The following is a 23,398-nucleotide window of genomic DNA, read 5'->3' on the forward strand; positions in this document are numbered from 1 at the left end:
CGCCCTCTACGCCGACACGCAGACATAGCTCTGCTCGCCGAGCTTCGTGCCGCCGAGGCGCACCTTGTCACCGGGCTTGAGGAAGCGGGGCGGGTCGTAGGAGAGGCCGACGCCGCCGGGGGCGCCGGTGAGGAGGACGTCGCCGGGCTCCAGCCGCATGAAGCGCGAGACGTAGGAGATCAGGTAGGGCACCTTGAAGATCATGCCCTCGGTCGTCGCCTGCTGCTGGCGCTCGCCATTGACCTCGAGCCAGAGTTCGATCCCATCGAGATCGGGGAACTCGTCCGGCGTCACCAGATAGGGGCCGAGCGGGGCGAAGGTGTCGTGCGACTTGCCCTTCGACCACTGGCCGCCGCGCTGCAGCTGGAAGTTGCGCTCGGTGATGTCGTTGGCGAGGGTGAAGCCGGCGACGCAGCGCATCGCATCCTCGACGCTGACATATTTTGCGACGCGCCCGATGACGACGGCGAGTTCCACGCCCCAATCGACGCGGTTCGCCATCTTCGGCAGTTCGATCGGATCGTTCGGCCCGGAGGCCGCCGTCGACGCCTTGAGGAAGAGCGTCGGTTCCGGATTGATCCGGAAGCCGGCGAGCGAGGCGCTGTCCTCGTAGTTCGGGCCGATGCCGACGATCTTGCCGATCCGGTCGATCGGCTTGCAGAGGCGCGTGCCTTCCCGCACGGCCGGCAGCGCGGCCGGATCGAGCCGGGCGCATTCGGCGAGCACGTCCGGGTCGAGCGAACCGTCTTCCAGCGCCCGGATCCGGTCCGACAGATCCCGGATCACGCCATCCGCGTCGACCATTCCCGGCCGCTCCGAACCCCGATCGCCGAACCGTACGAATCGCATCAATTGCCTCCCGCACCCAATATCCCTGGAATGGCCCCGGCGATCGTTCGGTTCCTTGCTCTACGATGCAGGCCGGATAAGTTGTCCGGCAAGTCGAAGAGCCGCCGGCGGGGCCGCCGGGAAGGGGAAGAATCGATATGTTCGAGCCGCCGATCCGGGATATCGCCTTCACGCTCAACAAGATAGTCGGTCTTGAGACGGCTATGGAGAAAGGCCTGTTCGCCGATCTGTCGCCCGATCTCGTGGATGCCGTGCTTTCGGAGGCGGCGCGGTTTTCCGCCGAGCGCATGGCTCCGCTGGGCATCAGCGGCGATCGCGAGGGCGCCCGCTGGCATGACGGCATCGTGAACACGCCCGCCGGCTGGAAGGAGCTCTACGCGGACTGGGCGGAAGGCGGCTGGAACGGCATCTCCTCGCCGGCCGAGTTCGGCGGCCAGGGCCTGCCCCTCGTCCTCAACGCGGCCGTCAGCGAGATGTGGAACTTCGCCGCGATGGGCTTCGCCCTCGGGCCGCTGCTCACCACCGGCGCCGTCGAGGCGCTGCATGCCCATGGGTCGGACGCGCTCAAGCGGACCTTCGCGCCGAAGCTGACCTCCGGCGAATGGATGGGCACGATGAACCTGACGGAGCCGCAGGCGGGCTCCGACCTCGCGGCGCTCCGCGCCCGCGCCGAGCGTGCGGGCGACGGGACCTACCGGATCTTCGGCCAGAAGATCTACATCACCTATGGCGAGCACGATCTGACCGACAACATCGTGCATCTGGTCCTGGCGCGGCTTCCCGACGCACCCGCCGGCGTGAAGGGAATCTCGCTCTTCCTTGTGCCGAAATTCCTGGTCGAGGCGGACGGGACGCTCGGCCGCAGGAACGACGTCGCCTGCGCCTCGATCGAGGAGAAGCTCGGCATCCACGGCTCGCCGACCTGCACCATGATCTATGGCGATGGAAGCGTGCCGGGAGAGGAGCCGGGCGCGGTGGGCTACCTCGTCGGCGAGGAAAACCGCGGCCTCGCCTGCATGTTCACGATGATGAACAATGCCCGGCTGCTCGTCGGCATCGAGGGGATCGGCATCGCCGATGCCGCCTATGAGAAGGCTCTCGCCTATGCGAGGGATCGCCGGCAGGGCCGCTCGACCCGGCTGGCGAAGACGCCGGAGCCTTCGGGTGCGATGAGCCCGATCGTCGAACATCCGGACGTCGCCCGCATGCTCCTGACGATGAAGGCGCTCGCCGGCTCGGCCCGGGCGATCGCCTATGACTGCGCCTTCGCGATCGACATGGCGCGTGCGCATGCCGGCGATGCGGCGGCGCGGCGCTGGCAGGAGCGGGCCAATCTCCTGACGCCGGTCGCCAAGGCCTTTGGCTCCGATGTCGGCGTCGAGGCGGCCTCGCTCGGCATCCAGGTGCATGGCGGCATGGGCTATGTCGAGGAGACCGGCGCCGCGCGGCTCTGGCGCGACGCGCGCATCGCGCCGATCTACGAGGGCACCAACGGCATCCAGGCGGTCGACCTCGTCGCCCGCAAGATCGGCCAGTCCGGCGGCGAGGCGGTGGAGGCTTATTTCGCCGCGCTGAACGAGACGGTCGAGGCCGCCCGCGCCCGCAATGCGACGGAGTTCGGCGCCATGGGCGAGGCGCTGAGGAACGCGATGGCGGATCTGCGCGAGGCGACGGCGTTTCTTCAGGAGCGGCTTTCCGCTGGCGAGACGGACACGGCGCAGGCCGGCGCGACGGCCTATCTGCGCCAGTTCGCACTCACCGCCGGCGCGGTCTATCTCGCCAGGGGAGCGATCTCCGACGGGGCGGGGCCCGAGCGCGTCGCGCTCGCCCGGTTCATGGCCGAGAACCTCCTCACCGAAGCGAGCGGGCTGAAGCGCCGCGTCGTTTCCGGCGCCGAAAGCCTCGCGGCGGCGCAGGAACTCCTCCTGGCGGCGGGAGCCTGATGAGCGCCGCGGTCGAGAGGCGGGTCGAGGCGCGCGTCCTGACGATCCGGATGCGGCGGCCGGAGAAGAAGAACGCCATCACCCGCGAGATGTACCGGGCGATGGCCGACGCCCTCGCTGCCGCCGACGCCGACGATGGGGTCGCCGCCATCGTCTTCTGCGGTGTGCCGGGCGCGTTCTCTGCCGGCAACGACATCGCCGATTTCGTGGCGATCGCCGAGAGCGGCGCGCTGCCGGCGGAGGTGCGCGACTTCCTGCATGCGCTTGCCGGCGTGCAGAAGCCGCTGATCGCCGCCGTCGACGGGCTCGCGGTCGGCATCGGCACGACGCTTCTGATGCATTGCGACCTTGCCTATGCCTCGCCGGGCTCGATCTTCCGCACGCCCTTCCTCGACCTCGGCGTCACGCCGGAGGCCGCCTCCAGCCTGATCGGGCCGCGGCTGATGGGCCATCAGCAGGCCTTTGCGCTGCTCGTCCTCGGCGAGACCTTCGGTGCGGCAAGGGCGCGGGAGGCGGGGCTGATCACGCAGGTGGTGGAAGATCCGGAGGCGGCGGCGGGGGATGCGGCGCGACGGCTCGGCGAGAAGCCGGCCGAGGCGCTGCGGATCGCCCGGGCGCTGCTCCGCGGCGCCCCCGACGAGATCGCGGCGCGGATCGATCTCGAGCTGAGATATTTCGGCGAACGGCTGCGCTCGGACGAGGCGCAGGCGGCGTTCCGGGCGTTCCTGGCGCGCTGACTTCCGGTCGAGGCCTCCGGTGCTGCGCAGGCTCAGGAGCCCGACTGGTCGGCGGCTTCGGCGCGCGATGGCCGCGGCTCCGGGTCGTCCGACTTGGCGAACAGGAATTTGTAAGTCCCGATGCAGCCGATCAGGCAGATGATTGCCGCCGCGACATAGAGCGGCCAGGTCGGATAGCCCTTGAAGACATGCTGGAAGGCTGTGCCGAAGAGATAGGCGCCGCCGCCATAGGCACCGGCCCAAAGCGCCGCGCTGATCGCATTGTAGAGGAAGAACACCGGCCAGTTCATGTGCATGGTGCCGGCGACGAAGCCGTTGAGCTGTCTCAGGATGATCACGAAGCGGGCGATCAGGACAACGACGAAGCCGTAATTCTGGAAGCGCTCCTCGACCATGGCGAAGCGCTTCTCGCCGAGGCCGAAATGCTCGCCCCATTTCACCACGATCCGGCGTCCGTAGCGCCGGCCGATGAAATAGCCGGTGTTGTCGCCGATGATGGAGGCCGCCCAGGCCACGAACAGGACGGCGAAGATGTTGAAATTGTCGTCATAGGCGAGGAGGCCGGCCGCTGCGACGAGGCTCTCGCCGGGAAGCGGCAGGCCGGTGGATTCGAACAGGACCACGATGAACAGGAAGGCGTAGCCGTAATGGGCGAGATATTCGGTCACGGCATCTGCGCTTTCCAGGCGTCACCCGCGGACATGGGGCTGTTCGGGGTCATGGCATCCAACGAGGCTCGGCGCCGGCGGGCGAGCGCCGCGAAGATCGGGCGGCGGCGGACCGTCTGCCCGCGCCGTGTCTTGGCTTGCATGAACGGATCCTGCCGGCAAGCCTCTTCTGGCAGCATGCCGCCATTTGCGGCGTCATCGCTCGAGAAGTGCCACCGCCTCCACATGGTGCGACCAGAGGAACTGGTCGATGGGCGTCACGGACACGATCCGGTAACCGCCGGCCAGAAGGATCGCGAGATCGCGGCCGAGCGTCACCGGGTTGCAGGAGACCGCGGCGATCTTGCGGACGGACGAGGCGGCAAGCTCGCGCGAGACGGCCTCCGCTCCGGCCCGCGGCGGGTCGAAGACGACCGCGTCGAACCCCTTCATCTCCCTAGCCTGCACCGGCCGGCGGAAGAGGTCGCGCCGCTCGCAGGTCAGCGGTTTCAACCCGGATGCGCTGCGCCAGGCGGCGGTCTGCGCCGCGAGCGGGGCTTCCTCAGCTTCGACGGCGTGAACGGCGGACGTCTGTACGAGCCGCAGGGAGAAGGTGCCGCAACCGGAGAAGAGGTCGAGGCTTCGCTTGGCGTCGGCGAGATGTTGGGTCACCAGCGTGGCCATTGCAGCCTCCGACTGGGCCACGGCCTGGAGGAAGGCCCCCGGCGGCGGCTCGACGGTGATCCCGCCGAAATCGACCAGCGGCGGACGGGTCTGAAACAGCACCTCCCCACTGGCCGAGAGGCGGACGAAGTTCGAATCGAGCGAGAGCGCGACGGCGTCGCGCCTGATGACCTCGTTCAATCGCGCCGTGTCGGTCGCGGCGACGTCGAGCCCGCTGGCGGTGGCCGTGACGAGGAGCCGCAGCGGGCGCTTGCGGTCGATGAGGATGGACGCCAGGCGCCGGAGCGCCGGCAGCGCCTCCTGGATCGCGGGTAGCGCGATCGGGCAGGTCTCGATCGCGACGATGCGATTGGACTTTTCTGCATTATAGCCGATGAGCACGCGGCCGCCGGCGCGCACCGCCGAGAGCGTCACGCGCCGCCGCGAGGCGGGCGGGCAGGACGTCAGCGGCGCGACACCAGCCTCGACCCCCGCCCGGGCGAGGGCGGTGACGACGAGATCGCGCTTGAAGCGGCGATAGAGGTCGTCGCTCGCATGCTGCAGATCGCAGCCGCCGCAGGTTCCGAAATGCGGGCAGGGCGGCTCGCGCCGATCCGGGGAGGGGGCGAGGATGTCCGGCTCGTTCCGGCCGCCGAGGGCCGTGGTCGCCACACGCTCGCCCGGCAGCGTGAATGGAAGATAGACCGGCCCCTGCGGCGTCTCGGCGATGCCGTCGCCCTTGGCGCCGAGCCGGTCGATGGTGAACTCGCTCATGACGCCTTGTCCGCCGCGAGCAGGAATTCGGTGTTGCCGTCGCCGCCGGCGATCGGCGAGACGATGAGGTCGCGGACGGTCCAGTCCGGCTGTTCGGCGAGCCAGTCGCGCACCGAAGCCGCGACCGCCGGCGCCGTCTCCGGATCGCGCAGAAGCCCGTTCTTTGCGATCGCCTCGCGGCCGGCCTCGAATTGCGGCTTGATCAGGAGGACGGCGGTGGCGCCGGGGTCGGCGAGGCCGAGCGCCGGAGGCAGGGCGAGGCGCAGCGAGATGAAGCTGACATCGGCGACGAGGAGATCGAAGCGGGCCCCGCCGATGTGCTCACGTTCCATCTCGCGGGCATTGAGCCCCTCGATCGGGGTGACGCGCGGATCGGCCTCGATGCGCGGATGCATTTGGCCATGCCCGACATCGACCGCGACGACATGCGCCGCCCCGCGCCTGAGCAGCGCCTCGGTGAAGCCGCCGGTCGAGGCGCCGATGTCGAGGCAGTGCCGGCTGGCGACGGGAACGGCGAAGGCATCCAGCGCGGCCTCTAACTTCAGCCCGGCGCGCGAGACGTAGTCGGCGGCCGGATCGTCGAGCGTGATGACGCTGTCTGCCGCGACATTGAGGCTCGGCTTGGTGACGACGGCGCCGTCGACCCGAACATGGCCGCGCAGGATCGCGTCGCGGGCGCGCGCCCGACTTGCCGCAAGGCCGCGTTCGCCGACGAGCACGTCGAGCCGGATGCGGGATAGATGCTGTTCTTCGGTCTGTGCCATCTGGCGGTCATGCGGGTCCCTATGCAGGAAGGCAAGCCGCAATCGCGTGACAGCTGGTGCTACGCCTGCAGCACCCGTCGGGATTCCTCGCCGAGCGCCCGGAACACCGCGTCGACGATGCCCTTTGTGTCGAGCCCGGCCTGGGCGATCATCTTTTCGGGTGCGGCGTGGTCGAGGAAGCTGTCGGGCATCACCACCGGCCGCACCTTCAGCCCGTTGTCGATCAGGCCGTGAGCGGCGAGGTGATGGAGAACCTGGCTGGCAAAGCCGCCGCTCGCGCCTTCCTCGAGCAGGATCAGGAGCTGGTGGTCGCGGGCGAGGCGGGCGATCAGCTCGGCGTCGAGCGGCTTGGCGAAGCGGGCGTCGGCCACCGTGGTCGACAGGCCGAACGAGTCGAGTTCTTCCGCCGCCTTCACCGCATCGGCGAGCCGCGTGCCGAAGGAGAGGATCGCGACCTTGGTCCCCTCCTTGACGATCCGCCCCTTGCCGATCTCGAGGGCCTTGCCCCGCTCCGGCATGTCGACGCCGACGCCGTTGCCGCGCGGATAGCGGAAGGAAATCGGGCCCTCGTCATATTCGACCGCGGTGCGCACCATGTGCCTCAACTCGGCCTCGTCGGCGGCCGCCATCACCACCATGCCCGGAAGCGCAGACAGGAAGCCGGTGTCGAAGGAGCCCGCATGGGTCGGGCCGTCGGCGCCGACAAAGCCGGCGCGGTCGATGGCGAAGCGCACCGGCAGGTGCTGGATCGCGACATCGTGGACGATCTGATCGTAGCCGCGCTGCAGGAAGGTCGAGTAGATGGCGGCGAAGGGCTTGTAGCCCTCGGTGGCCAGTCCCGCGCAGAAGGTCACCGCATGCTGTTCGGCGATGCCGACGTCGAAGGTGCGGGTGGGGAAGATCTCGCCGAACTTGTCGAGACCGGTGCCTGCCGGCATGGCGGCGTTGACGGCGACGATCTTGTCGTCCTCGCGCGCCTCCTGGATCAGGCTCTCGGCGAAGACGGCGGTGTAGCTCGGTGCATTCGCCTTCGACTTCGCCTGCGCTCCGGTGATGACGTCGAACTTGGAGACGCCGTGGTATTTGTCGGCGGAATCCTCCGCCGGCCCGTAGCCCTTGCCCTTCTTGGTGACGACATGGACGAGGATCGGTCCGGTGCGCGAATCGCGCACGTTCTTCAGGACCGGCAGGAGATGGTCGAGATCGTGGCCGTCGATCGGGCCGACATAGAAGAAGCCGAGCTCCTCGAACATCGTGCCGCCGGTGAAGAAGGCGCGGGTGTATTCCTCCGTCCGCCGCGCGCCCTCGCGCATGAAGCCGGGAAGGTGCTGGGTGAAGTCCTTGGCCCGGTCGCGCAGGCTGCGATAGGTCTTGCCGGAGACGAGGCGCGCAAGATAGGCGCTCATCGCGCCGGTCGGCGGGGCGATCGACATGTCGTTGTCGTTGAGGATGACGATCAGCCTTGCATCGAGCGCGCCGGCATTGTTCATCGCCTCGTAGGCCATGCCGGCGCTCATCGCGCCGTCGCCGATGATCGAGACGACGTTGTTGGTGCCGTGCGAGAGATCGCGGGCGACCGCCATGCCGAGGCCGGCCGAGATCGACGTGGAGGAATGGCCAGCGCCGAAGGCGTCGAACTCGCTCTCCGCCCGCTTGGCAAAGCCGGAAAGTCCGCCTTCCTGGCGCACGGTGCGCATGCGATCGCGGCGGCCGGTCAGGATCTTGTGTGGATAGGCCTGGTGGCTGACGTCCCAGATCAGCCGGTCGCGCGGCGTGTCGAACACGTAATGCAGGGCGACGGTCAGTTCGACCACGCCGAGCCCCGCGCCGAGATGGCCGCCGGTCTTCGACACCGCGTCGATCAAATCGGCTCGCAACTCGTCGGCGACCTGGCGAAGGCTGGTCTCCTTCAGCCGGCGCAGGTCAGCAGGGGATGCGATCTGATCAAGCAGCGGCGTCGTCGACTCGTTCGGCACGATGAACCCTTTCGAAACTCACACCGGGAAACCGCGACGGCGGCCGCTGCCGGCTCTGCAATTCCATCCCCGGAACATCATGGCGCGGAGAAGGCTCCAGCTTCCGGCACAACGATGTTACCAAGCCTGGCGACATTAGATCGGTTCCAGGCGCCTGGCTTCAAGGAGAACCGCCGATCGCGCGCCGGGAAGTCGCAGGGCGCCTATCGAGCGACATCCCCACGATGCGGTTCTGCATCGCCGCGACAGCCCGGTGCGGGCCTTCTCAACTCGGATCGAGCGGCTCCGTCCCGGTCGGCTTTCCCGCGCGGTTGAGCTTGATCTTCTCGACCTTGTCCTCGGCCGCCGAAAGCAGCCGGTCGCAATGGTTCTTCAGCTTCTCGCCGCGCTCGTAGATCCGGATCGAGCGGTCGAGCGGCACGTCGCCGCGTTCGAGATCCGCGACGATCCGCTCCAGCGCCGCGAGCGCCTCCTCGAAGCTCATCCGCTTGATGTCGGAATCGTCGGCCGGAACGGCGGTTTCGGCAGTGTCGGACATAGTTGAACCTTTCGGCAGATCTCAATGGCTGCGGACGGCGGCTAAGGCGCCGCCCGGCGGGGGAAGATCGCGCTCAGCCGGTCATCAGGCGCTTGACGTGCGCAGCCGTGGAACTTGCAAGGCCCTCGAGGTCGTAGCCGCCCTCGAGCAGGCTGATCAGCCGGCCATCGGCGTGCCGGTCGGCGACCTCCATGAGTTCCGCCGTCGCCCAGTCGAAGTCCTTGTCGATGAACTTCAAATTGGCCAGCGGATCGCGATAATGGGCGTCGAAGCCGGCCGAGATGATCACGAGGTCCGGCGAAAAGTCGTCGAGCGCCGGCAGGATGCGGGAGCGGAACGCCTCGCGGAAGGCGCCACCGCCGTCGCCGGCCGCGAGCGGCGCGTTGACGATATTGCCCTTGCCGACCTCGTCCTTGGCGCCGGTGCCGGGATAGAGCGGCATCTGGTGCGTCGAGCAGTAGAGGACGGACGGATCGGACCAGAAGATGTCCTGGGTGCCGTTGCCGTGATGGACGTCCCAGTCGATGATCGCGACGCGCTCCAGCCCGTGCACCGCCTGCGCGTGGCGGGCCGCGATGGCGGCGTTGTTGAACAGGCAGAAGCCCATGGCCGTCGCCCGTTCGGCGTGGTGGCCGGGCGGGCGCGCGGCGACGAAGGCGTTCTCGGCCTCCTTGGCGACCACCGTGTCGACGGCGGCGGTCGCCGCGCCGACGCCGTGGAGCGCGGCCGAAAAGCTCTTGGGGCTGAGGATCGTATCGGAATCGACCCGCACCATCCCCTCTTCGGGAATCGCGGTCGCGAGCCGCCTCACGAACTCCTCGGGATGGCATCGATAGATCGATTCGAGGCTGCCTTCCGGCGCTTCCGCCCGGTCGAGGAGGTGGAACGCCTCATCTTCGAGCACAGCCATCACGGCGCGGATCCGGTCCGGCCGCTCGGGATGTCCGGGCCCCGTGAGGTGTTCGGCGAAGATCGGGTGATGGAAAAGGCGGGTCAGCATGGGTTCAAGGATTAACCTCACACGGGCCAGGGCGCAATTTGCATTCCTGCAACCGCCGCCTAGATCGGCTGGAAGCGGTCCGGTTTGCGGGCCAGCGGCCCCGGCGCCGAGCCGGCTTTCCCGCCAACTCCCCTTACATAGACATTTCCGGAGACATCAGTATGGCTGACCAACCCGTCGTCGCGTTTCATGACGGTCGATCGATCCCGCAGGTCGGGCTCGGCGTATGGCAGACGCCCAACGAGGATGCCGCCGCAGTGGTGTCGGCGGCGCTTGCGGCCGGCTACCGCCATATCGACACGGCCGCCGCCTATGGCAATGAAGAGGGTGTCGGCGAGGGCATCCGCGCCTCTGAGATCGGGCGCGACGAGATCTTCGTCACCACCAAGCTGTGGAACAACGACCAGGGCTACGACGCGGCGCTCAAGGCCTTCGACACCAGCCTGGAACGGCTCGGCCTCGAATCCGTGGACCTTTACCTCATCCACTGGCCGATGCCGAAGAAGGCGCTCTATGTCGAGACCTGGAAGGCGCTGACGAAGCTCAAGGCGGAGGGTCTCGCGCGCTCGATCGGCGTCTCCAATTTCTGCGAGGAGCATCTGGAGCGGATCATCGGCGAGACCGGCGAGACCCCTGTCCTCAACCAGATCGAGCTGCATCCCGACTTCCAGCAGAAGAAGCTGCGCGCGGTTCACGAGCGGTTGGGGATCAAGACCGAATCCTGGAGCCCGCTCGGCCGCGGCCAGCTGCTCGACCATCCGGAAATCGGGAAGATCGCCAAGAAGCACGGCCGTACCGCCGCGCAGGTGATCATCCGCTGGCATGTCGAGGAAGGCCTGGTGGTGATCCCGAAATCGTCCAATCCGGATCGGATCCGGCAGAATTTCGACGTCTTCGGCTTCGCGCTCGACGCGGACGACATGGCGGCGATCGCGGCGCTGGATTCGGCCGATGCCCGGATGGGGCCGGATCCTATGACGGCCGACTTCTGACGCGGCGGGGGCTGGAACCACAATCCGCCCCGGACCATAGAGGCTGCCCCTCTTGCGAGGGCGCCGCGCGGTCAGCTTCGGCCGGTCTGCGCGCGGTTCCTCAGATAATGGTCGGCGATCGCGCAGGCGACCATCGCCTCGCCGATCGGCACCGCGCGGATTCCCACGCAAGGGTCGTGGCGGCCCTTGGTCATGACGTCAACTTCCTGCCCGTCGGCATCGACGGAGCGGCGCGGCGTCAGGATGGAAGAGGTCGGCTTGACCGCGAAGCGCGCGACTACCGGCTGGCCGGTGGCGATGCCGCCGAGAATGCCGCCGGCGTGGTTCGACAGGAATTCCGGCCGCCCGTCCGCTCCGATCCGCATCTCGTCGGCATTGTCCTCGCCGCTCAAGCCTGCCGCGGCGAAGCCGTCGCCGATCTCGACGCCCTTGACCGCATTGATCGACATCAGCCCGGCCGCCATGTCGGCGTCGAGCTTGCCGTAGATCGGCGCGCCGAGCCCCGCCGGTACGCCGGTTGCGACGATCTCGATCACCGCGCCGACGGAGGAGCCGCGCTTGCGCACGCCATCGAGGAGTTCGGCCCAGCGCTCGGCGGTCTCGCGGTCCGGGCAAAAGAACGGGTTCTCGTCGGTGGCGTCCCAGTCCCAGCGCGCGCGATCGATGCGGACATCGCCGATCTGGACGAGCGCGCCGCGCACGAGCAGCCCCGGCACCACCTTGCGGGCGATCGCTCCGGCGGCAACGCGCGTCGCGGTTTCGCGCGCCGAGGAGCGGCCACCGCCGCGATAGTCGCGGATCCCATATTTCATGTCGTAGGTGACGTCGGCATGGCCGGGCCGGTAGCGCTTGGCGATCTCGGAATAGTCCTTGGAGCGCTGGTCGACATTCTGGATTTCCAGCGCGATGGGCGTACCCGTAGAAATCAGCTCGCCCTCCGCCTCGCCGGGCATGGTGCCCGACAGGACGCGCACCCGGTCCGGCTCCTGGCGCTGCGTGGTGTAGCGCGACTGGCCGGGCCGGCGCTTGTCGAGATAGGCTTGGATCTCGGCCTCGGAAAAGGTGAGCCCTGGGGGCGTGCCGTCGACGACGCAGCCGATCGCTGGGCCGTGGCTCTCGCCCCAGGTGGTGACGCGGAAGAGATGGCCGTAACTGTTATGTGACATGGCGTCCGCCGCAGGGAGAAAGGGATGGGCGGGGTTTAGGCCGCCACGGGCTTAACCGTCAAATGCCGGTTCGATCGATCTCGAAACAAATCGTCACGCCTCCGTACGACTGTTGACACAATCCCGCGGGACCTTGCCTACTGCAGCGAGGCGATCGGACGCATATGAAATGGCTCGGGGGATGAGCCGGAGGCGGCAGATGCGGACGACCCGACGGAACGAGGACAGAGCAGTGACCAGACGCATACTCGCATTCTTCGCAAGCTCGTTTCTGACCGTGGCCTTCACCATCCCCGCCATGGCGCAGGAAGTCGACGGGACCATCGAGTCGATCGATCCCGAGCGCGCCCAGCTTCGGCTGAGCGACGGCGAGACCTACGACCTGCCGGAGCATTTCGACTATTCGGCCGTCGCACCCGGCATGACCGTCGTCTTGATCTACGACCAGGACGAGCCGACCATTCTCCGCGTGATCTGAGTCTCGGCGCGGCATAAGCGCGTTGCTCCGTCGGCGGATGCGCCGGCGGACGATTTCTGGCGAAGCGCCGGGAGCCGTAGCCGGGGCGAGTTCTGATCTATTCCGCGCTGCTGCCGCCCTTGAGCAGGCTCAGCGCCATTGCGGCTGGCCGTGCTCCAGGGTGAGGACCCGGTCCTGCGGAATGCCCAGATAGGCGGCCTCGTCGCCCGGAACGTCGCAATATTCTGCAAGGAAGATGCGCGAGATGCCGCCATGGGCGGTGATGATGGTCGGGCCGGTCAGCTCTTCGAAGACCGGACGTGCCCGCTCGGCCAGAATGGCGTAGGACTCGGCCCGTTCGCCGGGCGGCACGAAATGCCATTTGTCGGCGTCCCGCGCGGCAAGCCCGGCGGCGTCCCACTGCCGGATCTCGCGGGTGGTCTGGCCTTGCCAGACGCCGAAATTCAGCTCGATCAGCCGGTCATCCGTCTCGAAATCCTCCGGAACGAGCCCGAGCTCGCGGCGGATGATCTGCATTGTGTCGCGGGCCCGCGACAGCGGGCTCGACAGAAAGCGGAAATCGGCGACGCGATCGCGCAGGACTTCGCGAAGATAGCGGCCGTTGCGTCGCGCCTGATGACGGCCGAGCGGGCTGAGCGGCACGTCCTCCTGGCCTTGCAGCCGGCCTTCGGCATTCCAAGAGGTCTGGCCGTGCCGGCACAGGAACAGGGGCGGCAGGGCCATGTCGGTCACCTTGCGGATGCGCTCAGGGCAGGTCCTTGACGACCGAGATGTCCGGCGCGTCCACGGCCTTCATGCCGACCGTGTGGTAGCCGCAGTCGACGTGATGCACCTCGCCGGTGACGCCGCGGGACATGTCGGACAAGAGGTAGAGGGCCGACTGGCCGACCTCATCGATCGTCACCGAGCGCTTCAGCGGCGCGTTGTATTCGTTCCATTTGAGGATGTAGCGGAAATCGCCGATGCCGGAGGCCGCCAGCGTCTTGATCGGCCCGGCCGAGATCGCGTTGACCCGGATCGCCTGCTTGCCGAGGTCGACCGCGAGATAGCGAACCGAGGCCTCCAATGCGGCCTTGGCGACGCCCATCACGTTGTAATGCGGCATCACCTTCTCGGCACCATAATAGGTGAGGGTGAGGATCGAGCCGCCCTTGGTCATCAGCTTCTCGGCGCGCGCGGTCACCGAGGTCAGCGAGTAGACCGAGACGTCCATCGTCTTGCGGAAGTTCTCGCGGCTCGTCTCGACATAGCGGCCGGTCAGCTCGTCCTTGTCGGAGAAGGCGATGGCGTGGACGACGAAGTCGAGCGAGCCCCACTTCTCCCGAAGTCCGTCGAAGACGGCGTCGATCGTGGCTTCGTCGGTGACGTCGCAATGGCCGGCGAGGCTGGCGCCCAACTCCTCGGCGAGCGGCGCGACCCGCTTCTTCAAAGCGTCGCCCTGATAGGTGAGCGCGAGTTCGGCACCCTGTTCAGCCAGGGCCTTGGCGATGCCCCACGCGATCGACCGATTGTTGGCGATGCCCATGATGAGGCCGCGCTTGCCGTTCATCAGACCGGTCGATGGGGCCATGGGGCGAATCCTCCGGGATCGTTTTTTGTGAGCCGTCTCAGCGGCGGCGGGTATGGCATAGGGGCGCCGCCCCATCAAGCGCGGCCGCCCGGCCGCCCGGAGCGGACAAGCCCCTTTCCGGCCATCGGTTCCCCAAACCCGGCGCCTCAGGGATCAGGCAGCGGCCTCGCGGGCCATCCGCTCGCGCAGGAGGATCTCCAATTCGCGGTCGTCTTCGGGCAGCATGATCTGCGTCGAAACCATGAGGTCGCCGCGCTCGCCGCCCTTCTTCGTCAGGCCCTTGCCCCGCAGCCGGAAGGTCTTGCCGGAGTTCGTCCAGGCCGGGATGCTGAGCGCGATGCGCCCGTCCAGCGTCTCGACCTCGACCTTGCCGCCGAGAACGGCTGTCTTGAGCGGGACCGCCAGGTTGAGGAAGAGGTTGCGATCCTCCACCCGGAACCTCGGATGCCTGGCGAAGTGCACGGTGATCAGCGCGTCGCCCGGCTGGCCGCCGGTGATCGGTGCGGGCTGGCCCTGACCCTTCAGGCGGATCTGCTTGCCGTCCTCGACGCCGTCGGGAAGCGAGATTGCGAGCTTCTTGCCGGAGCCAAAGGCGACCTCGACCTTTTCGTTCGAGACGATGTCCTCGAGTTCGATGGTGAGGCTGGCGGTGACGTCGGCACCCTTCGAGGCGGCCTCGCGGGCGGCCCCGAAACCGGAGCGCGGTGTGCGCCTGGCGCCGCCCATTCCCGCCGCGCCGCCGGCGCCGCCGAAGGTCTGCTCGAAGAAGTCGGAAAAGATGCTGTCGGCGTCGAAGTCCTCCGCGCGGGTCGACGAGCGGAATTCCGCCCCGCCCGGCTGGGCGCCTGCGCGGCCGCCGAACGGCCCGCGGAAACCGAAGGGGCTGCCCCCGGCAAAGCCCTGGAACTTCGGCTTGCCGTCAGCGTCGATCTCGCCGCGGTCGAACTGCGCTCGCTTGTCCTTTTCTCCGAGGATCTCGTAGGCCTGGTTCGCCTCGTTGAAACGCGCCGAAGCGCCCGGATCGTTCGAATTGGCGTCCGGGTGGTACTTCTTGGCGAGCTTGCGAAATGCCGCCTTGATCTCCTTTTCGCTCGCCGATTTGGATACGCCGAGGACGGAGTAGGGATCGCGCATGGGATCGATGTCCTCCAAAAAAACGCAAGGTTGATGGCGCAGCCGCGCATGGGCGCCGCGCCTGAATGTCTACAGGTCGCCCTGTATATGGAGGCGGATTTCGCCGAATTGAAGCCCGTGACAGCACTTGGGGCCGACGATCAGGGCCCGCGCGGCGCGAAGCTGACGAGTACCCACCGGCCGGAACCGGTGCTGCAGGCCTCGCCGTCGTAAAGCAGGACACCGTCGAAACGCTGGCGCGATGTCTCGAAGCTGCGGCAGATGCGCGAGTCCTTGCGGACCTCGGCGAGCTTGGCGATGACGCCGCTGGCGCCGGTCTCCGGGTTGGACCAGGCAAAGCGCCCGTCGCCCGTGCGGAGGTCGGCGGACGACACCGCGTTGCGGATGATCCTCTGGTCGGAGACCTGGTCCTCGGGCAGAGCGGGGGCCGGCGCGATCGAACCCGTCACGATGCTCTCGTCGACCATGTCGGCGAGGCCCGGGCCCGAGACGACGCAGCCGCCGAGCGAGATCGTGCAGATTCCCAGCGAGAGAAGTTTAAACCAGAGCATCGATCTCATATGACTTGCGAAACGCCGACTCGGCGCAACGACGAAGAAGAGATGAGCGCAGCATGGCCAATGAACGGTTAACGCTCGGTGAAACCCCTGTGGGTGACGACCCGATGGCATTGTTCGGCGTCTGGCTCAAGGACGCCGAGGACACGGAGCCGAACGATCCGAACGCAGTCGCACTGGCGACGGCCGACGACAACGGCCTTCCGGACGTGCGCATGGTGCTCTTGAAGGCCCATGACCCCAAGGGCTTCGTCTTCTATACCAATTTCGACAGCGCCAAGGGGCGCCAGATCCGCGAGAATCCGCAGGCCGCGATGTGCTTCCACTGGAAGTCCCGCCGCCGCCAGGTCCGGATTCGCGGCGGCCTCGAGACCGTGACGGACGCCGAGGCCGACGCCTATTTCGAAAGCCGGCCGCGCCAGAGCCGGGTCGGCGCCTGGGCTTCCGACCAGTCGCGCCCGCTGGGCAGCCGCTCCATGCTGGAGCAGCGCGTCGCCGAATTCTCCGAGCGCTACGGGGACGGCGATATCCCGCGGCCTCCTTACTGGTCCGGCTTCCGGCTGCGGCCGGTGCAGATCGAGTTCTGGCAGGACGGCGCGTTTCGTCTGCACGACAGGATCGTCTTCCGCCGGCCCGATCCGGACGCGCCGTTCACGATCGAACGGCTGTATCCTTGAGCGGACGCCCGGCATCTGCCGAACAGCGGCGCGGCGGGTCGATCACGGCCCGCTGCGCGGAAGCGGCGAACGCGCCGTTGCCAGCGCATCGCAAATTCGTGTATGTGGCAAATTAAAGATCACGTGGGGGAATGCCGTGGCCGGAACGCCGACTTTCGATACCTCGTCTGCTGCCGAGATGGACTATCCGGAGCACGAGAAGACCTACAATCTCTTCCTCGGCCTGGTGAAGTGGGGCGCGATCGGCGTCGTGATCATCCTGGTCTTCATGGCGCTCTTTCTGCTCTGACGGCTAGGCCGCCCGGGGAGTGAGGCGGCCCGAGCACGGGAGCGAAAGCCGAAATACGGGGTGAGTGCGTCCGGCGAATCGTCGCCGGGGCCGCTCCGGACGCGACCTGCGGTGGGCACCGGCAGGCCGGCGAACGACAAGGGGAGGCGGTGCCGTTGAAGCTGTTCGTACCGAAGGAGCGCGACGCCGTCGAAACGCGCGTCGCCGCCTCGCCCGACACGGTGAAGCGCCTGGCCGGCCGCGGCATCGCGGTGGTCGTGGAAAGCGGAGCCGGCGACCATTCGCGGATCACCGACCAGGCCTTCGAGGCGGCCGGCGCGAAGATCGGCTCGTCGAGCGACGCCGGCAATGCCGACGTGATTCTGAAGGTCCGGCGGCCCTCGGACGAGGAACTCTCCGGCTACAAGCGCGGCGCTGTCGTCATCGCGACCATGGACCCCTACGGCCATGAGGATGCGGTGCGGGCCATGGCCGAGGCCGGCATCCTTGCCTTCTCCATGGAATTCATGCCGCGCATCACCCGCGCGCAGGTGATGGACGTCCTGTCCTCCCAGGCGAACCTTTCCGGCTACCAGGCGGTGATCGACGCGGCGGCGGAGTTCGACCGGGCCTTCCCGATGATGATGACGGCGGCCGGCACGGTGCCAGCCGCGCGGGTCTTCGTCATGGGCGCGGGCGTCGCCGGCCTGCAGGCCATCGCGACGGCAAGACGCCTCGGCGCCGTCGTCACCGCGACCGATGTGCGCCCGGCCGCCAAGGAACAGGTGGAATCGCTCGGGGGCAAGTTCGTCGCCGTCGAAGACGAGGAATTCAAGGCGGCCGAGACCGCCGGCGGCTACGCCAAGGAGATGTCGAAGGAGTATCAGGCAAAGCAGGCCGAGCTCGTCGCCTCCCACATCGCCAAGCAGGACATCGTCATCACTACCGCGCTGATCCCCGGCCGCCCGGCGCCGCGGCTCGTCACCAAGGCGATGGTCGAATCGATGAAGCCGGGTTCGATCCTGGTCGACCTCGCGGTGGAGCGCGGCGGCAATGTCGAGGGCGCGGTGGCGGGCGAGGTCGCCTCAGTCGGCCCCGCCAGGATCATCGGCCATCTCAACGTTCCCGGCCGCATCGCCGCCTCCGCCTCGCTGCTCTACGCCAAGAACCTCCTCGCCTTCCTCGAGACGATGCTCGACAAGGAAAGCGGGGCGCTCGCGATCGATTTCGACGACCAGCTGGTCAAGGCGACGCTTCTGACCCGCGACGGCAAAATCGTCCATCCGAACTTCGCGAAGGAAGAGCCGGCTGCGGCCCCGAGCGCCGGGACGCCAGCCGAAGGGGGAGACGCCTGATGGAACAGGACACTGCACGCGAGACCCTGCAGCGCCTCAACGATGCCGGCGCCGCGATCCGCGACGCCCGCAGCGGCGTCGAACAGATGATCGGCAGCCGCGCGGTCCATTCGGCAGGCGAGGCGATCGCCGCCGTCGACCCCTTCGTCTTCCACTTCGCGATCTTCGTGCTCGCGATCTTCGTCGGCTACTATGTCGTCTGGTCGGTGACGCCGGCTCTCCACACGCCGCTGATGAGCGTCACCAACGCGATCTCGTCGGTCATCATCGTCGGCGCGCTTCTGGCCGTCGGTCTCTCGGTCTCCGGCCTCGCCACGACCTTCGGCTTCATCGCGCTGATCCTGGCCTCGGTGAACATCTTCGGCGGCTTCCTCGTCACCCAGCGCATGCTGGCGATGTACAAGAAAAAAGAAAAGTGAGGCGGGGAAGATAATGTCCGAGAGCACCGCCGCCTTCCTCTATCTCGTCTCCGGCGTCCTGTTCATTCTGGCGCTGAGGGGGCTTTCGCACCCGACGACCAGCCGCCAGGGCAACATCTTCGGCATGGTCGGCATGGGACTTGCCGTCCTGACCACGCTGTTCCTGGCGCAGCCCTCCTTCGGCGGGCTCGTCCTGATCGTCATCGGCATCGCCATCGGCGGCACCGCCGGCGCGGTGATCGCGCGGCGCATCGCGATGACCGCGATGCCGCAGCTCGTCGCCGCCTTCCACTCGCTGGTCGGCCTTGCCGCCGTGATGGTGGCCGCCGCCGCGCTCTACGCGCCGGAAGCGATCGGCATCGGCACGATCGGGGCGATCCACGGCGAGGCGCTGGTCGAGATGTCGATCGGCGTCGCCATCGGCGCGATCACCTTCACCGGCTCGATCATCGCCTTCCTGAAGCTCGACGGGCGGATGAGCGGCAAGCCGATCATGCTGCCGCAGCGCCACCTCATCAACATCGTCCTCGGCGTCCTCCTCGTCGCCCTGGTGATCTGGTTCGCCGCCAGCCAGTCGCATCTCCTGTTCTGGCTGATCGTCCTCGTCTCGCTGGCGCTCGGCGTCCTCCTGATCGTGCCGATCGGCGGAGCCGACATGCCGGTCGTCGTGTCGATGCTGAACTCCTATTCCGGCTGGGCGGCAGCCGGCATCGGCTTCACCCTGCAGAACCTCGCGCTGATCATCACCGGCGCGCTGGTCGGCTCGTCGGGTGCGATCCTCTCCTACATCATGTGCAAGGGGATGAACCGCTCCTTCATCTCGGTGATCCTCGGCGGCTTTGGCGGCGAGAGCGGACCGGCGGGCGGCGACGATCTCGGCGACCGGACGATCAAGCAGGGCTCGGCCGAGGACGCGGCCTATCTTATGAAGAACGCTTCCAAGGTCATCATCGTGCCCGGATACGGCATGGCGGTGGCGCAGGCCCAGCATGCGCTGCGCGAGATGGCCGACAAGCTCAAGGCCGAGGGCGTCGAGGTGAAATACGCCATCCACCCGGTGGCGGGCCGCATGCCCGGCCACATGAACGTGCTCTTGGCCGAGGCGAATGTTCCCTATGACGACGTCTTCGAGCTCGAGGACATCAATTCGGAGTTCGCCCAGACCGACGTCGCCTTCGTCATCGGCGCCAACGATGTGACCAACCCGGCCGCGCGCGACGACAAGTCCTCGCCGATCTACGGCATGCCGATCCTCAACGTCGATCAGGCCCAGACCTGCCTGTTCGTCAAGCGTTCGCTCGGCTCGGGCTATGCCGGCATCGACAACACCTTGTTCTACAAGGACAACACGATGATGCTGCTCGCCGACGCCAAGAAGATGGTCGAGGACATCGTCAAGTCGCTCGGCGACTAAGCTCTTCCGGACGCGGGAGATTGCCAGTCCTGGGCCGTTCGCAGCCATCATCGGTCACGCCGTGCTGGCTGCGGCGCCGTTCGGGAGATGAGGCATGGCGATCGCGACGACGAATTCGGCTGGGGCTCCGGCCCCAATCGAGGAGCGGCTTGACCTCGCCATAAGATCCGGCCTTCTCGACGGGCTCCACGCCGTCCTCGTCAGGCGCAAGGGGGAGACGCTGCTCGAGCGATGTCTCGGCGGTCTCGACGAGGCCTGGGGCCGTCCGCTCGGCCATGTCGCGTTCGACGCCCGGACGTTGCACGACCTCAGATCGGTCACCAAGAGCGTCACCAGCCTGCTCTACGGCATTGCACTGGAGCGGGGGATGGTCGCCGATCCCGCAAGCCCGCTTCTCGAAGCCTTTCCGCAATATGCCGATCTCAGGGCAGATCCGCGCCGGGCCGGCTGGCGCATCGAGCATGCGCTGAACATGACGCTCGGCACCGAGTGGAACGAGGATCTGCCCTATTCGGACCCGAGGAACAGTGAAATCGGTATGGAACGCTCCGGCGATCGCTATCGGTTCATCCTGGATCGTCCGCTCGTCGAGGAGCCTGGCGAGCGCTGGATCTACAATGGCGGTGCGACCGCGCTGATCGGCTATCTGATCGAAAGGGGCACCGGCCTCGACCTTGCGAGTTTTGCCCGGGAATGTCTGTTCGACCCGCTCGGCATTTCGCGGTTCGAATGGGCCGCGGGATCGGATGGCGTCCTCTCGGCGGCATCGGGGCTACGGTTGAGCGCACCCGACCTTTTACGGATCGGGGAACTGATGCTGGCGCGCGGGGTCTGGAACGGCCGGAGCGTCGTGCCGGCAGAATGGATCGCGCGGTGTCTCGAGCCACAGGCCACGACGTCCTTCGGCCTTGGATACAGTCATCAATGGTATCTGTCGGCACAGCCGCTCCAGGGGCACGAGCCACGGACGACCCGGATGATCTCGGCCATGGGCAATGGCGGCCAGCGGCTCTTCGTCCTGCCCGACTACGAGGCATCGGCGGTGACGTTTTCGGGCTGCTACAACCGGCCGGACCAGTGGGTGAACCCCACCCTTCTGTTGCAACGCCTGATCCTGCCGAGTTTGGCCGCTTACGGCTAGTGCCGCGTCGTGACGGTCAGGTTCCCATGATCTGCGCCGACGCCACAGGCGCCCGGCGAATGCGAGCTGCGCGAGTTCGAGGAGCAGAGGGCTTTCATGCGAGCGCGGCGCCCGAGGGATCGGGCGCCGCGCGATTGGCATCAAGCTCCTGGTAGCCGGCAGATTACTTCGGCACGACCGTGCCGGCGCCTGCGGGCTCTGCCGGCACCTCGACCTTCGTGTCGCCGGTCACGACCGGCTCTGCGGGCGCCAGCGTGAACTTGGAGACGCCGATCGCGGCGTTGATGCCTTCCTGCTCCTGCACGCTCACCGGCTGCAGGGTGAAGCCGTTGTCGCCGCCGACGAGGACGTTGGCGCCGCCGCCGACGATCGCCGAGGCGTTGGCCGAGGCTCCGGTATAGACCCCGGCCAGTGCATGCGGTTCGTAGGCATCGGTGCCGGTCTCGAGCACGGCCCACTGCATGGTAGTGCGGCCGGTGACGCCGACATCGAGGCCGAAGGTGTTCAGCGTGCCGGCATAGACCTCGCGCTCGCCGTTGCCGGCGGGCGTGAATTCGCAGACGAGATCCTTCGACGAGCCGATGATGAAGCCGGTCGAGCCGTCGCTGTGGCAGCCGAGGAGGCCAAGCTTGGTCTCCGCCGAGGCCGGGCCCGAGAGGGCGGGAATCGCGGCGATGGCGGCGGCTGCAGCGAGGGCGGTGGTGAGGACTGTCTTCATGATGGTTTCCTTCCTGGCTGGTGCCATTTCGGCAAGGAAACCGCGTGCCGGCGATCGGGTTCCGGCAAAAGTCGCGCGCCGGTCCCGGTCGGGGCCAGAGGAAGCCACTGATTCGGCTGAAGGTTCCGCTGCGAGAGCTTCGCCGCCGTCAGGCAGTCATCCGGCCGCCGCGTTGGCGAGCTCCGCTATTACGCAGCCGGCATCAGCTGCGGGTGCGCGCCATGCCTTCCTTGGCGGGCGCGTATTTCGGGTCGAGCGAGGCGGCGTGCGCGTAGGCCTTGAACGCGCGGGGCTTGTTGCCTTGCTGCTCGTACACGATCGCCTGGTTGACCCAGTATTCGGCTTTGGTGTTGTCGAGCTTCAGCGCGATGTTGAAGTCGGCAAAGGCGTTGTCGAGATCGCCGAGCGCCACATAGGAGACGCCGCGGCCGGAATAAGGCTCGGCCGCCTTCGGATCGATCGAGATCGCGGTCGAGAAATCCTCGATCGCCTGCTTGTGCTGACCGTCGCGCTGATAGAGCAGGCCGCGATTGTGATAGGCGCGGGGATCGGCGGTCTTCAGGTCGATCGCGCGCTGGAAGTCGGCCAGCGCCTCGCGGTTTCGGCCCGCGACGCGGTAGACATTGCCCCTGCCGATATAGGCGGAATCATAGTTCGGATTGATCGCCAGCGCTTTGTTGTAGTCGGCCACGGCCTTGGCCGGCTCGTTGATCTGCCGGTAGACCAGCGCCCGGTTGGCATAGGCCTGGTAGAAGTTCGGATCGAGCTGGATCGCGGTGGAAAAGTCCTTGATCGCGGCGTCGTAGTCGCCGGCGCGGCCATAGGCGGTGCCGCGCACGTTGTAGCCTTCCGGCTCCTGCGGATTGGCGTTCACCGTCTGGGTGAGGGAACCGATGTTCTGTTCCAGGCCCTGGTTCCGGTCGAGCGAAATCGCCTGAACGTCGGCAAGGTCGCTGGTCTGGCAGGCGCCGAGCGCGCCGGCGGCGATGAGACCCGCCAAGGCGAGGCCTGAACGCAAGGACCGCCTGCCGCAAGGAGCGTCCACCACGCGCGGATCCAAGGGGCGAACGAGCCTCAGGGCGGGGGAGGTGGTGTCGTCACGGCGCATCGGCGAACGGCTCTCCAGAACGATCAGTTTCGGTCGGACGCGGACCCTTGCTCGCGGCGCGGGTCCGGCTCTGCATTGCGGGGATCGAAGCCATGGTCCCGAATGTCGAAGGGACGAGAATGCCATGACCCCGTTCACGCAAAGCAAAAAGGCGGCGGGCTCTTCGCCCGGCCGCCTCGGCTAGACTGCGATTGGGTCGAAACGACGGCGCCTCAGTGGGCGGTGCGGCCGCCGCTGACCAGACCTTCGCGCTGCGCACGCTTGCGGGCGAGCTTGCGGGCCCGGCGAACCGCCTCGGCCCTCTCGCGTGCGCGCTTCTCCGAGGGCTTCTCGTAGAAATTCCGCATCTTCATCTCGCGGAAGATGCCTTCGCGCTGCATCTTCTTCTTGAGCGCGCGAAGGGCCTGATCGACATTGTTGTCGCGGACGAGTACCTGCACTGGGCGTTCCGTTTCTAGCGTGTGCGTACAGGAGGGGCCGACAAACCTCACTCCTCTCGCGAAGACCGAT

25 protein-coding genes are annotated in these 23,398 nt (G+C 67.4%); 10 read left to right on the forward strand and 15 right to left on the reverse strand.

All coding sequences use genetic code 11. The features are described from left to right. Positions 1-6: 6 nt before the first annotated feature. Positions 7-849, reverse strand: a complete 843-nt coding sequence (locus LH400_RS15905) for a fumarylacetoacetate hydrolase family protein (RefSeq protein ID WP_229153760.1) — start codon at positions 847-849, stop codon at positions 7-9. A gap of 137 nt (positions 850-986) precedes the next feature. On the opposite strand from LH400_RS15905, the gene LH400_RS15910 reads away from it, so the two are divergent. Then, positions 987-2,792 (forward strand): acyl-CoA dehydrogenase family protein, encoded by a 1,806-nt coding sequence (locus LH400_RS15910; protein ID WP_229153761.1) that lies wholly within the window; start codon positions 987-989, stop codon positions 2,790-2,792. Continuing rightward, positions 2,792-3,529: a crotonase/enoyl-CoA hydratase family protein gene (locus LH400_RS15915; protein WP_229153762.1), complete on the forward strand. Its 738-nt coding sequence runs from the start codon at positions 2,792-2,794 to the stop codon at positions 3,527-3,529. The genes LH400_RS15910 and LH400_RS15915 overlap by 1 nt, the downstream gene beginning before the upstream one ends. 32 nt (positions 3,530-3,561) lie before the next feature. On the opposite strand, the gene LH400_RS15920 is transcribed toward LH400_RS15915, so the two are convergent. The 6 genes from LH400_RS15920 to LH400_RS15945 all read right to left on the reverse strand — a co-directional run bounded on the left by LH400_RS15920 (position 3,562) and on the right by LH400_RS15945 (position 9,891). Further along, the gene (locus LH400_RS15920; protein WP_229153764.1) at positions 3,562-4,197 is read right to left on the reverse strand and encodes a DedA family protein; all 636 of its coding nucleotides are present in this window, start codon (positions 4,195-4,197) and stop codon (positions 3,562-3,564) included. A 195-nt stretch (positions 4,198-4,392) separates the two neighbouring features. Beyond that, positions 4,393-5,613 (reverse strand): class I SAM-dependent RNA methyltransferase, encoded by a 1,221-nt coding sequence (locus tag LH400_RS15925; protein ID WP_229153766.1) that lies wholly within the window; start codon positions 5,611-5,613, stop codon positions 4,393-4,395. Further along, positions 5,610-6,377: a TlyA family RNA methyltransferase gene (locus tag LH400_RS15930; RefSeq protein WP_229153768.1), complete on the reverse strand. Its 768-nt coding sequence runs from the start codon at positions 6,375-6,377 to the stop codon at positions 5,610-5,612. The genes LH400_RS15925 and LH400_RS15930 overlap by 4 nt, the downstream gene beginning before the upstream one ends. Positions 6,378-6,436: 59 nt before the next feature. Continuing rightward, positions 6,437-8,353, reverse strand: a complete 1,917-nt coding sequence (gene dxs, locus LH400_RS15935; RefSeq protein ID WP_229153770.1) for a 1-deoxy-D-xylulose-5-phosphate synthase — start codon at positions 8,351-8,353, stop codon at positions 6,437-6,439. A 265-nt stretch (positions 8,354-8,618) separates the two neighbouring features. Then, entirely contained in the window at positions 8,619-8,891 is a 273-nt protein-coding gene (locus LH400_RS15940; protein ID WP_229153772.1) for an exodeoxyribonuclease VII small subunit, read from the reverse strand. Positions 8,892-8,964: 73 nt separating this feature from the next. Further along, positions 8,965-9,891, reverse strand: a complete 927-nt coding sequence (locus tag LH400_RS15945; RefSeq protein ID WP_229153774.1) for a histone deacetylase family protein — start codon at positions 9,889-9,891, stop codon at positions 8,965-8,967. Between the two features lie 161 nt (positions 9,892-10,052). Here LH400_RS15945 and LH400_RS15950 point away from each other — a divergent pair, with 161 nt between their 5' ends. Beyond that, complete coding sequence (locus LH400_RS15950) at positions 10,053-10,883, forward strand: aldo/keto reductase (RefSeq protein WP_229153776.1); 831 nt, start codon at positions 10,053-10,055, stop codon at positions 10,881-10,883. Positions 10,884-10,954: 71 nt separating this feature from the next. Here the strand turns inward: LH400_RS15950 and aroC are convergent, their stop codons facing one another. Then, entirely contained in the window at positions 10,955-12,049 is a 1,095-nt protein-coding gene (gene aroC / locus LH400_RS15955; RefSeq protein WP_229153778.1) for a chorismate synthase, read from the reverse strand. A 232-nt stretch (positions 12,050-12,281) separates the two neighbouring features. Between aroC and LH400_RS15960 the strand changes: the two genes are divergently transcribed. After that, positions 12,282-12,527, forward strand: coding sequence for a DUF1344 domain-containing protein (locus LH400_RS15960; RefSeq protein WP_229153779.1), 246 nt, complete (start codon positions 12,282-12,284; stop codon positions 12,525-12,527). 129 nt (positions 12,528-12,656) lie between these two features. On the opposite strand, the gene LH400_RS15965 is transcribed toward LH400_RS15960, so the two are convergent. The 4 genes from LH400_RS15965 to LH400_RS15980 form a co-directional block, all read right to left on the reverse strand. Then, positions 12,657-13,250 carry a histidine phosphatase family protein gene (locus tag LH400_RS15965; protein ID WP_229153780.1) on the reverse strand — a complete coding sequence of 198 codons (594 nt, stop codon included), beginning with the start codon at positions 13,248-13,250 and terminating at the stop codon, positions 12,657-12,659. A 22-nt stretch (positions 13,251-13,272) separates the two neighbouring features. Next, positions 13,273-14,097, reverse strand: a complete 825-nt coding sequence (gene fabI / locus LH400_RS15970) for an enoyl-ACP reductase FabI (RefSeq protein WP_229153781.1) — start codon at positions 14,095-14,097, stop codon at positions 13,273-13,275. Between the two features lie 153 nt (positions 14,098-14,250). Next, entirely contained in the window at positions 14,251-15,231 is a 981-nt protein-coding gene (locus tag LH400_RS15975) for a DnaJ C-terminal domain-containing protein (protein ID WP_229153782.1), read from the reverse strand. A 140-nt stretch (positions 15,232-15,371) separates the two neighbouring features. Then, a complete protein-coding gene (locus LH400_RS15980) occupies positions 15,372-15,782 on the reverse strand; it encodes an RT0821/Lpp0805 family surface protein (RefSeq protein ID WP_229153784.1) in 411 nt (136 codons plus the stop codon). Between the two features lie 62 nt (positions 15,783-15,844). Between LH400_RS15980 and pdxH the strand changes: the two genes are divergently transcribed. The 6 genes from pdxH (at position 15,845) to LH400_RS16010 (ending at position 21,062) form a co-directional block, all read left to right on the forward strand. Beyond that, complete coding sequence (gene pdxH, locus LH400_RS15985) at positions 15,845-16,465, forward strand: pyridoxamine 5'-phosphate oxidase (RefSeq protein WP_229153786.1); 621 nt, start codon at positions 15,845-15,847, stop codon at positions 16,463-16,465. Positions 16,466-16,601: 136 nt separating this feature from the next. Continuing rightward, positions 16,602-16,754 carry an aa3-type cytochrome c oxidase subunit IV gene (locus LH400_RS26395; protein ID WP_229153787.1) on the forward strand — a complete coding sequence of 51 codons (153 nt, stop codon included), beginning with the start codon at positions 16,602-16,604 and terminating at the stop codon, positions 16,752-16,754. Positions 16,755-16,909: 155 nt separating this feature from the next. Then, positions 16,910-18,088 (forward strand): Re/Si-specific NAD(P)(+) transhydrogenase subunit alpha, encoded by a 1,179-nt coding sequence (locus LH400_RS15995; protein WP_255617629.1) that lies wholly within the window; start codon positions 16,910-16,912, stop codon positions 18,086-18,088. Further along, positions 18,088-18,507 (forward strand): proton-translocating transhydrogenase family protein, encoded by a 420-nt coding sequence (locus LH400_RS16000; RefSeq protein ID WP_229153789.1) that lies wholly within the window; start codon positions 18,088-18,090, stop codon positions 18,505-18,507. Before LH400_RS15995 ends, LH400_RS16000 begins: the two co-directional genes overlap by 1 nt. Before the next feature lie 13 nt (positions 18,508-18,520). Further along, positions 18,521-19,921, forward strand: coding sequence for an NAD(P)(+) transhydrogenase (Re/Si-specific) subunit beta (locus LH400_RS16005; protein WP_229153791.1), 1,401 nt, complete (start codon positions 18,521-18,523; stop codon positions 19,919-19,921). A gap of 94 nt (positions 19,922-20,015) precedes the next feature. Beyond that, positions 20,016-21,062 (forward strand): serine hydrolase domain-containing protein, encoded by a 1,047-nt coding sequence (locus LH400_RS16010; protein ID WP_229153792.1) that lies wholly within the window; start codon positions 20,016-20,018, stop codon positions 21,060-21,062. A 163-nt stretch (positions 21,063-21,225) separates the two neighbouring features. Here LH400_RS16010 and LH400_RS16015 read toward each other — a convergent pair whose 3' ends face one another. The 3 genes from LH400_RS16015 to rpsU form a co-directional block, all read right to left on the reverse strand. Next, positions 21,226-21,780, reverse strand: a complete 555-nt coding sequence (locus LH400_RS16015; protein ID WP_229153793.1) for a DUF992 domain-containing protein — start codon at positions 21,778-21,780, stop codon at positions 21,226-21,228. A 202-nt stretch (positions 21,781-21,982) separates the two neighbouring features. Then, on the reverse strand, positions 21,983-22,780 hold the full coding sequence (locus LH400_RS16020) for a tetratricopeptide repeat protein (RefSeq protein WP_370638401.1): 798 nt from the start codon (positions 22,778-22,780) through the stop codon (positions 21,983-21,985). Between the two features lie 320 nt (positions 22,781-23,100). Next, positions 23,101-23,328: a 30S ribosomal protein S21 gene (rpsU, locus tag LH400_RS16025; protein WP_229153795.1), complete on the reverse strand. Its 228-nt coding sequence runs from the start codon at positions 23,326-23,328 to the stop codon at positions 23,101-23,103. Positions 23,329-23,398 lie beyond the last annotated feature (70 nt).

Source organism: Jiella soli (genome assembly GCF_020615385.1).
In the GTDB taxonomy this organism is placed as follows: Bacteria; Pseudomonadota; Alphaproteobacteria; order Rhizobiales; family Rhizobiaceae; genus VKMB-3413.

What these genes read in the sequence shown, in the direction of transcription:
- LH400_RS16010 (WP_229153792.1), top strand. Translation starts at nt 20,016, where the DNA reads ATGGCGATCGCGACGACGAATTCGGCTGGGGCTCCGGCCCCAATCGAG.
- LH400_RS15910 (WP_229153761.1), top strand. Translation starts at nt 987, where the DNA reads ATGTTCGAGCCGCCGATCCGGGATATCGCCTTCACGCTCAACAAGATA.
- pdxH (WP_229153786.1), top strand. Translation starts at nt 15,845, where the DNA reads ATGGCCAATGAACGGTTAACGCTCGGTGAAACCCCTGTGGGTGACGAC.
- LH400_RS15945 (WP_229153774.1), bottom strand. Translation starts at nt 9,891, where the DNA reads ATGCTGACCCGCCTTTTCCATCACCCGATCTTCGCCGAACACCTCACG.
- LH400_RS15930 (WP_229153768.1), bottom strand. Translation starts at nt 6,377, where the DNA reads ATGGCACAGACCGAAGAACAGCATCTATCCCGCATCCGGCTCGACGTG.
- LH400_RS16000 (WP_229153789.1), top strand. Translation starts at nt 18,088, where the DNA reads ATGGAACAGGACACTGCACGCGAGACCCTGCAGCGCCTCAACGATGCC.
- LH400_RS15940 (WP_229153772.1), bottom strand. Translation starts at nt 8,891, where the DNA reads ATGTCCGACACTGCCGAAACCGCCGTTCCGGCCGACGATTCCGACATC.
- LH400_RS15965 (WP_229153780.1), bottom strand. Translation starts at nt 13,250, where the DNA reads ATGGCCCTGCCGCCCCTGTTCCTGTGCCGGCACGGCCAGACCTCTTGG.
- fabI (WP_229153781.1), bottom strand. Translation starts at nt 14,097, where the DNA reads ATGGCCCCATCGACCGGTCTGATGAACGGCAAGCGCGGCCTCATCATG.
- LH400_RS15915 (WP_229153762.1), top strand. Translation starts at nt 2,792, where the DNA reads ATGAGCGCCGCGGTCGAGAGGCGGGTCGAGGCGCGCGTCCTGACGATC.
- LH400_RS15975 (WP_229153782.1), bottom strand. Translation starts at nt 15,231, where the DNA reads ATGCGCGATCCCTACTCCGTCCTCGGCGTATCCAAATCGGCGAGCGAA.
- aroC (WP_229153778.1), bottom strand. Translation starts at nt 12,049, where the DNA reads ATGTCACATAACAGTTACGGCCATCTCTTCCGCGTCACCACCTGGGGC.
- LH400_RS16015 (WP_229153793.1), bottom strand. Translation starts at nt 21,780, where the DNA reads ATGAAGACAGTCCTCACCACCGCCCTCGCTGCAGCCGCCGCCATCGCC.
- LH400_RS15925 (WP_229153766.1), bottom strand. Translation starts at nt 5,613, where the DNA reads ATGAGCGAGTTCACCATCGACCGGCTCGGCGCCAAGGGCGACGGCATC.
- LH400_RS15905 (WP_229153760.1), bottom strand. Translation starts at nt 849, where the DNA reads ATGCGATTCGTACGGTTCGGCGATCGGGGTTCGGAGCGGCCGGGAATG.
- LH400_RS15950 (WP_229153776.1), top strand. Translation starts at nt 10,053, where the DNA reads ATGGCTGACCAACCCGTCGTCGCGTTTCATGACGGTCGATCGATCCCG.
- LH400_RS16005 (WP_229153791.1), top strand. Translation starts at nt 18,521, where the DNA reads ATGTCCGAGAGCACCGCCGCCTTCCTCTATCTCGTCTCCGGCGTCCTG.
- LH400_RS15980 (WP_229153784.1), bottom strand. Translation starts at nt 15,782, where the DNA reads ATGCTCTGGTTTAAACTTCTCTCGCTGGGAATCTGCACGATCTCGCTC.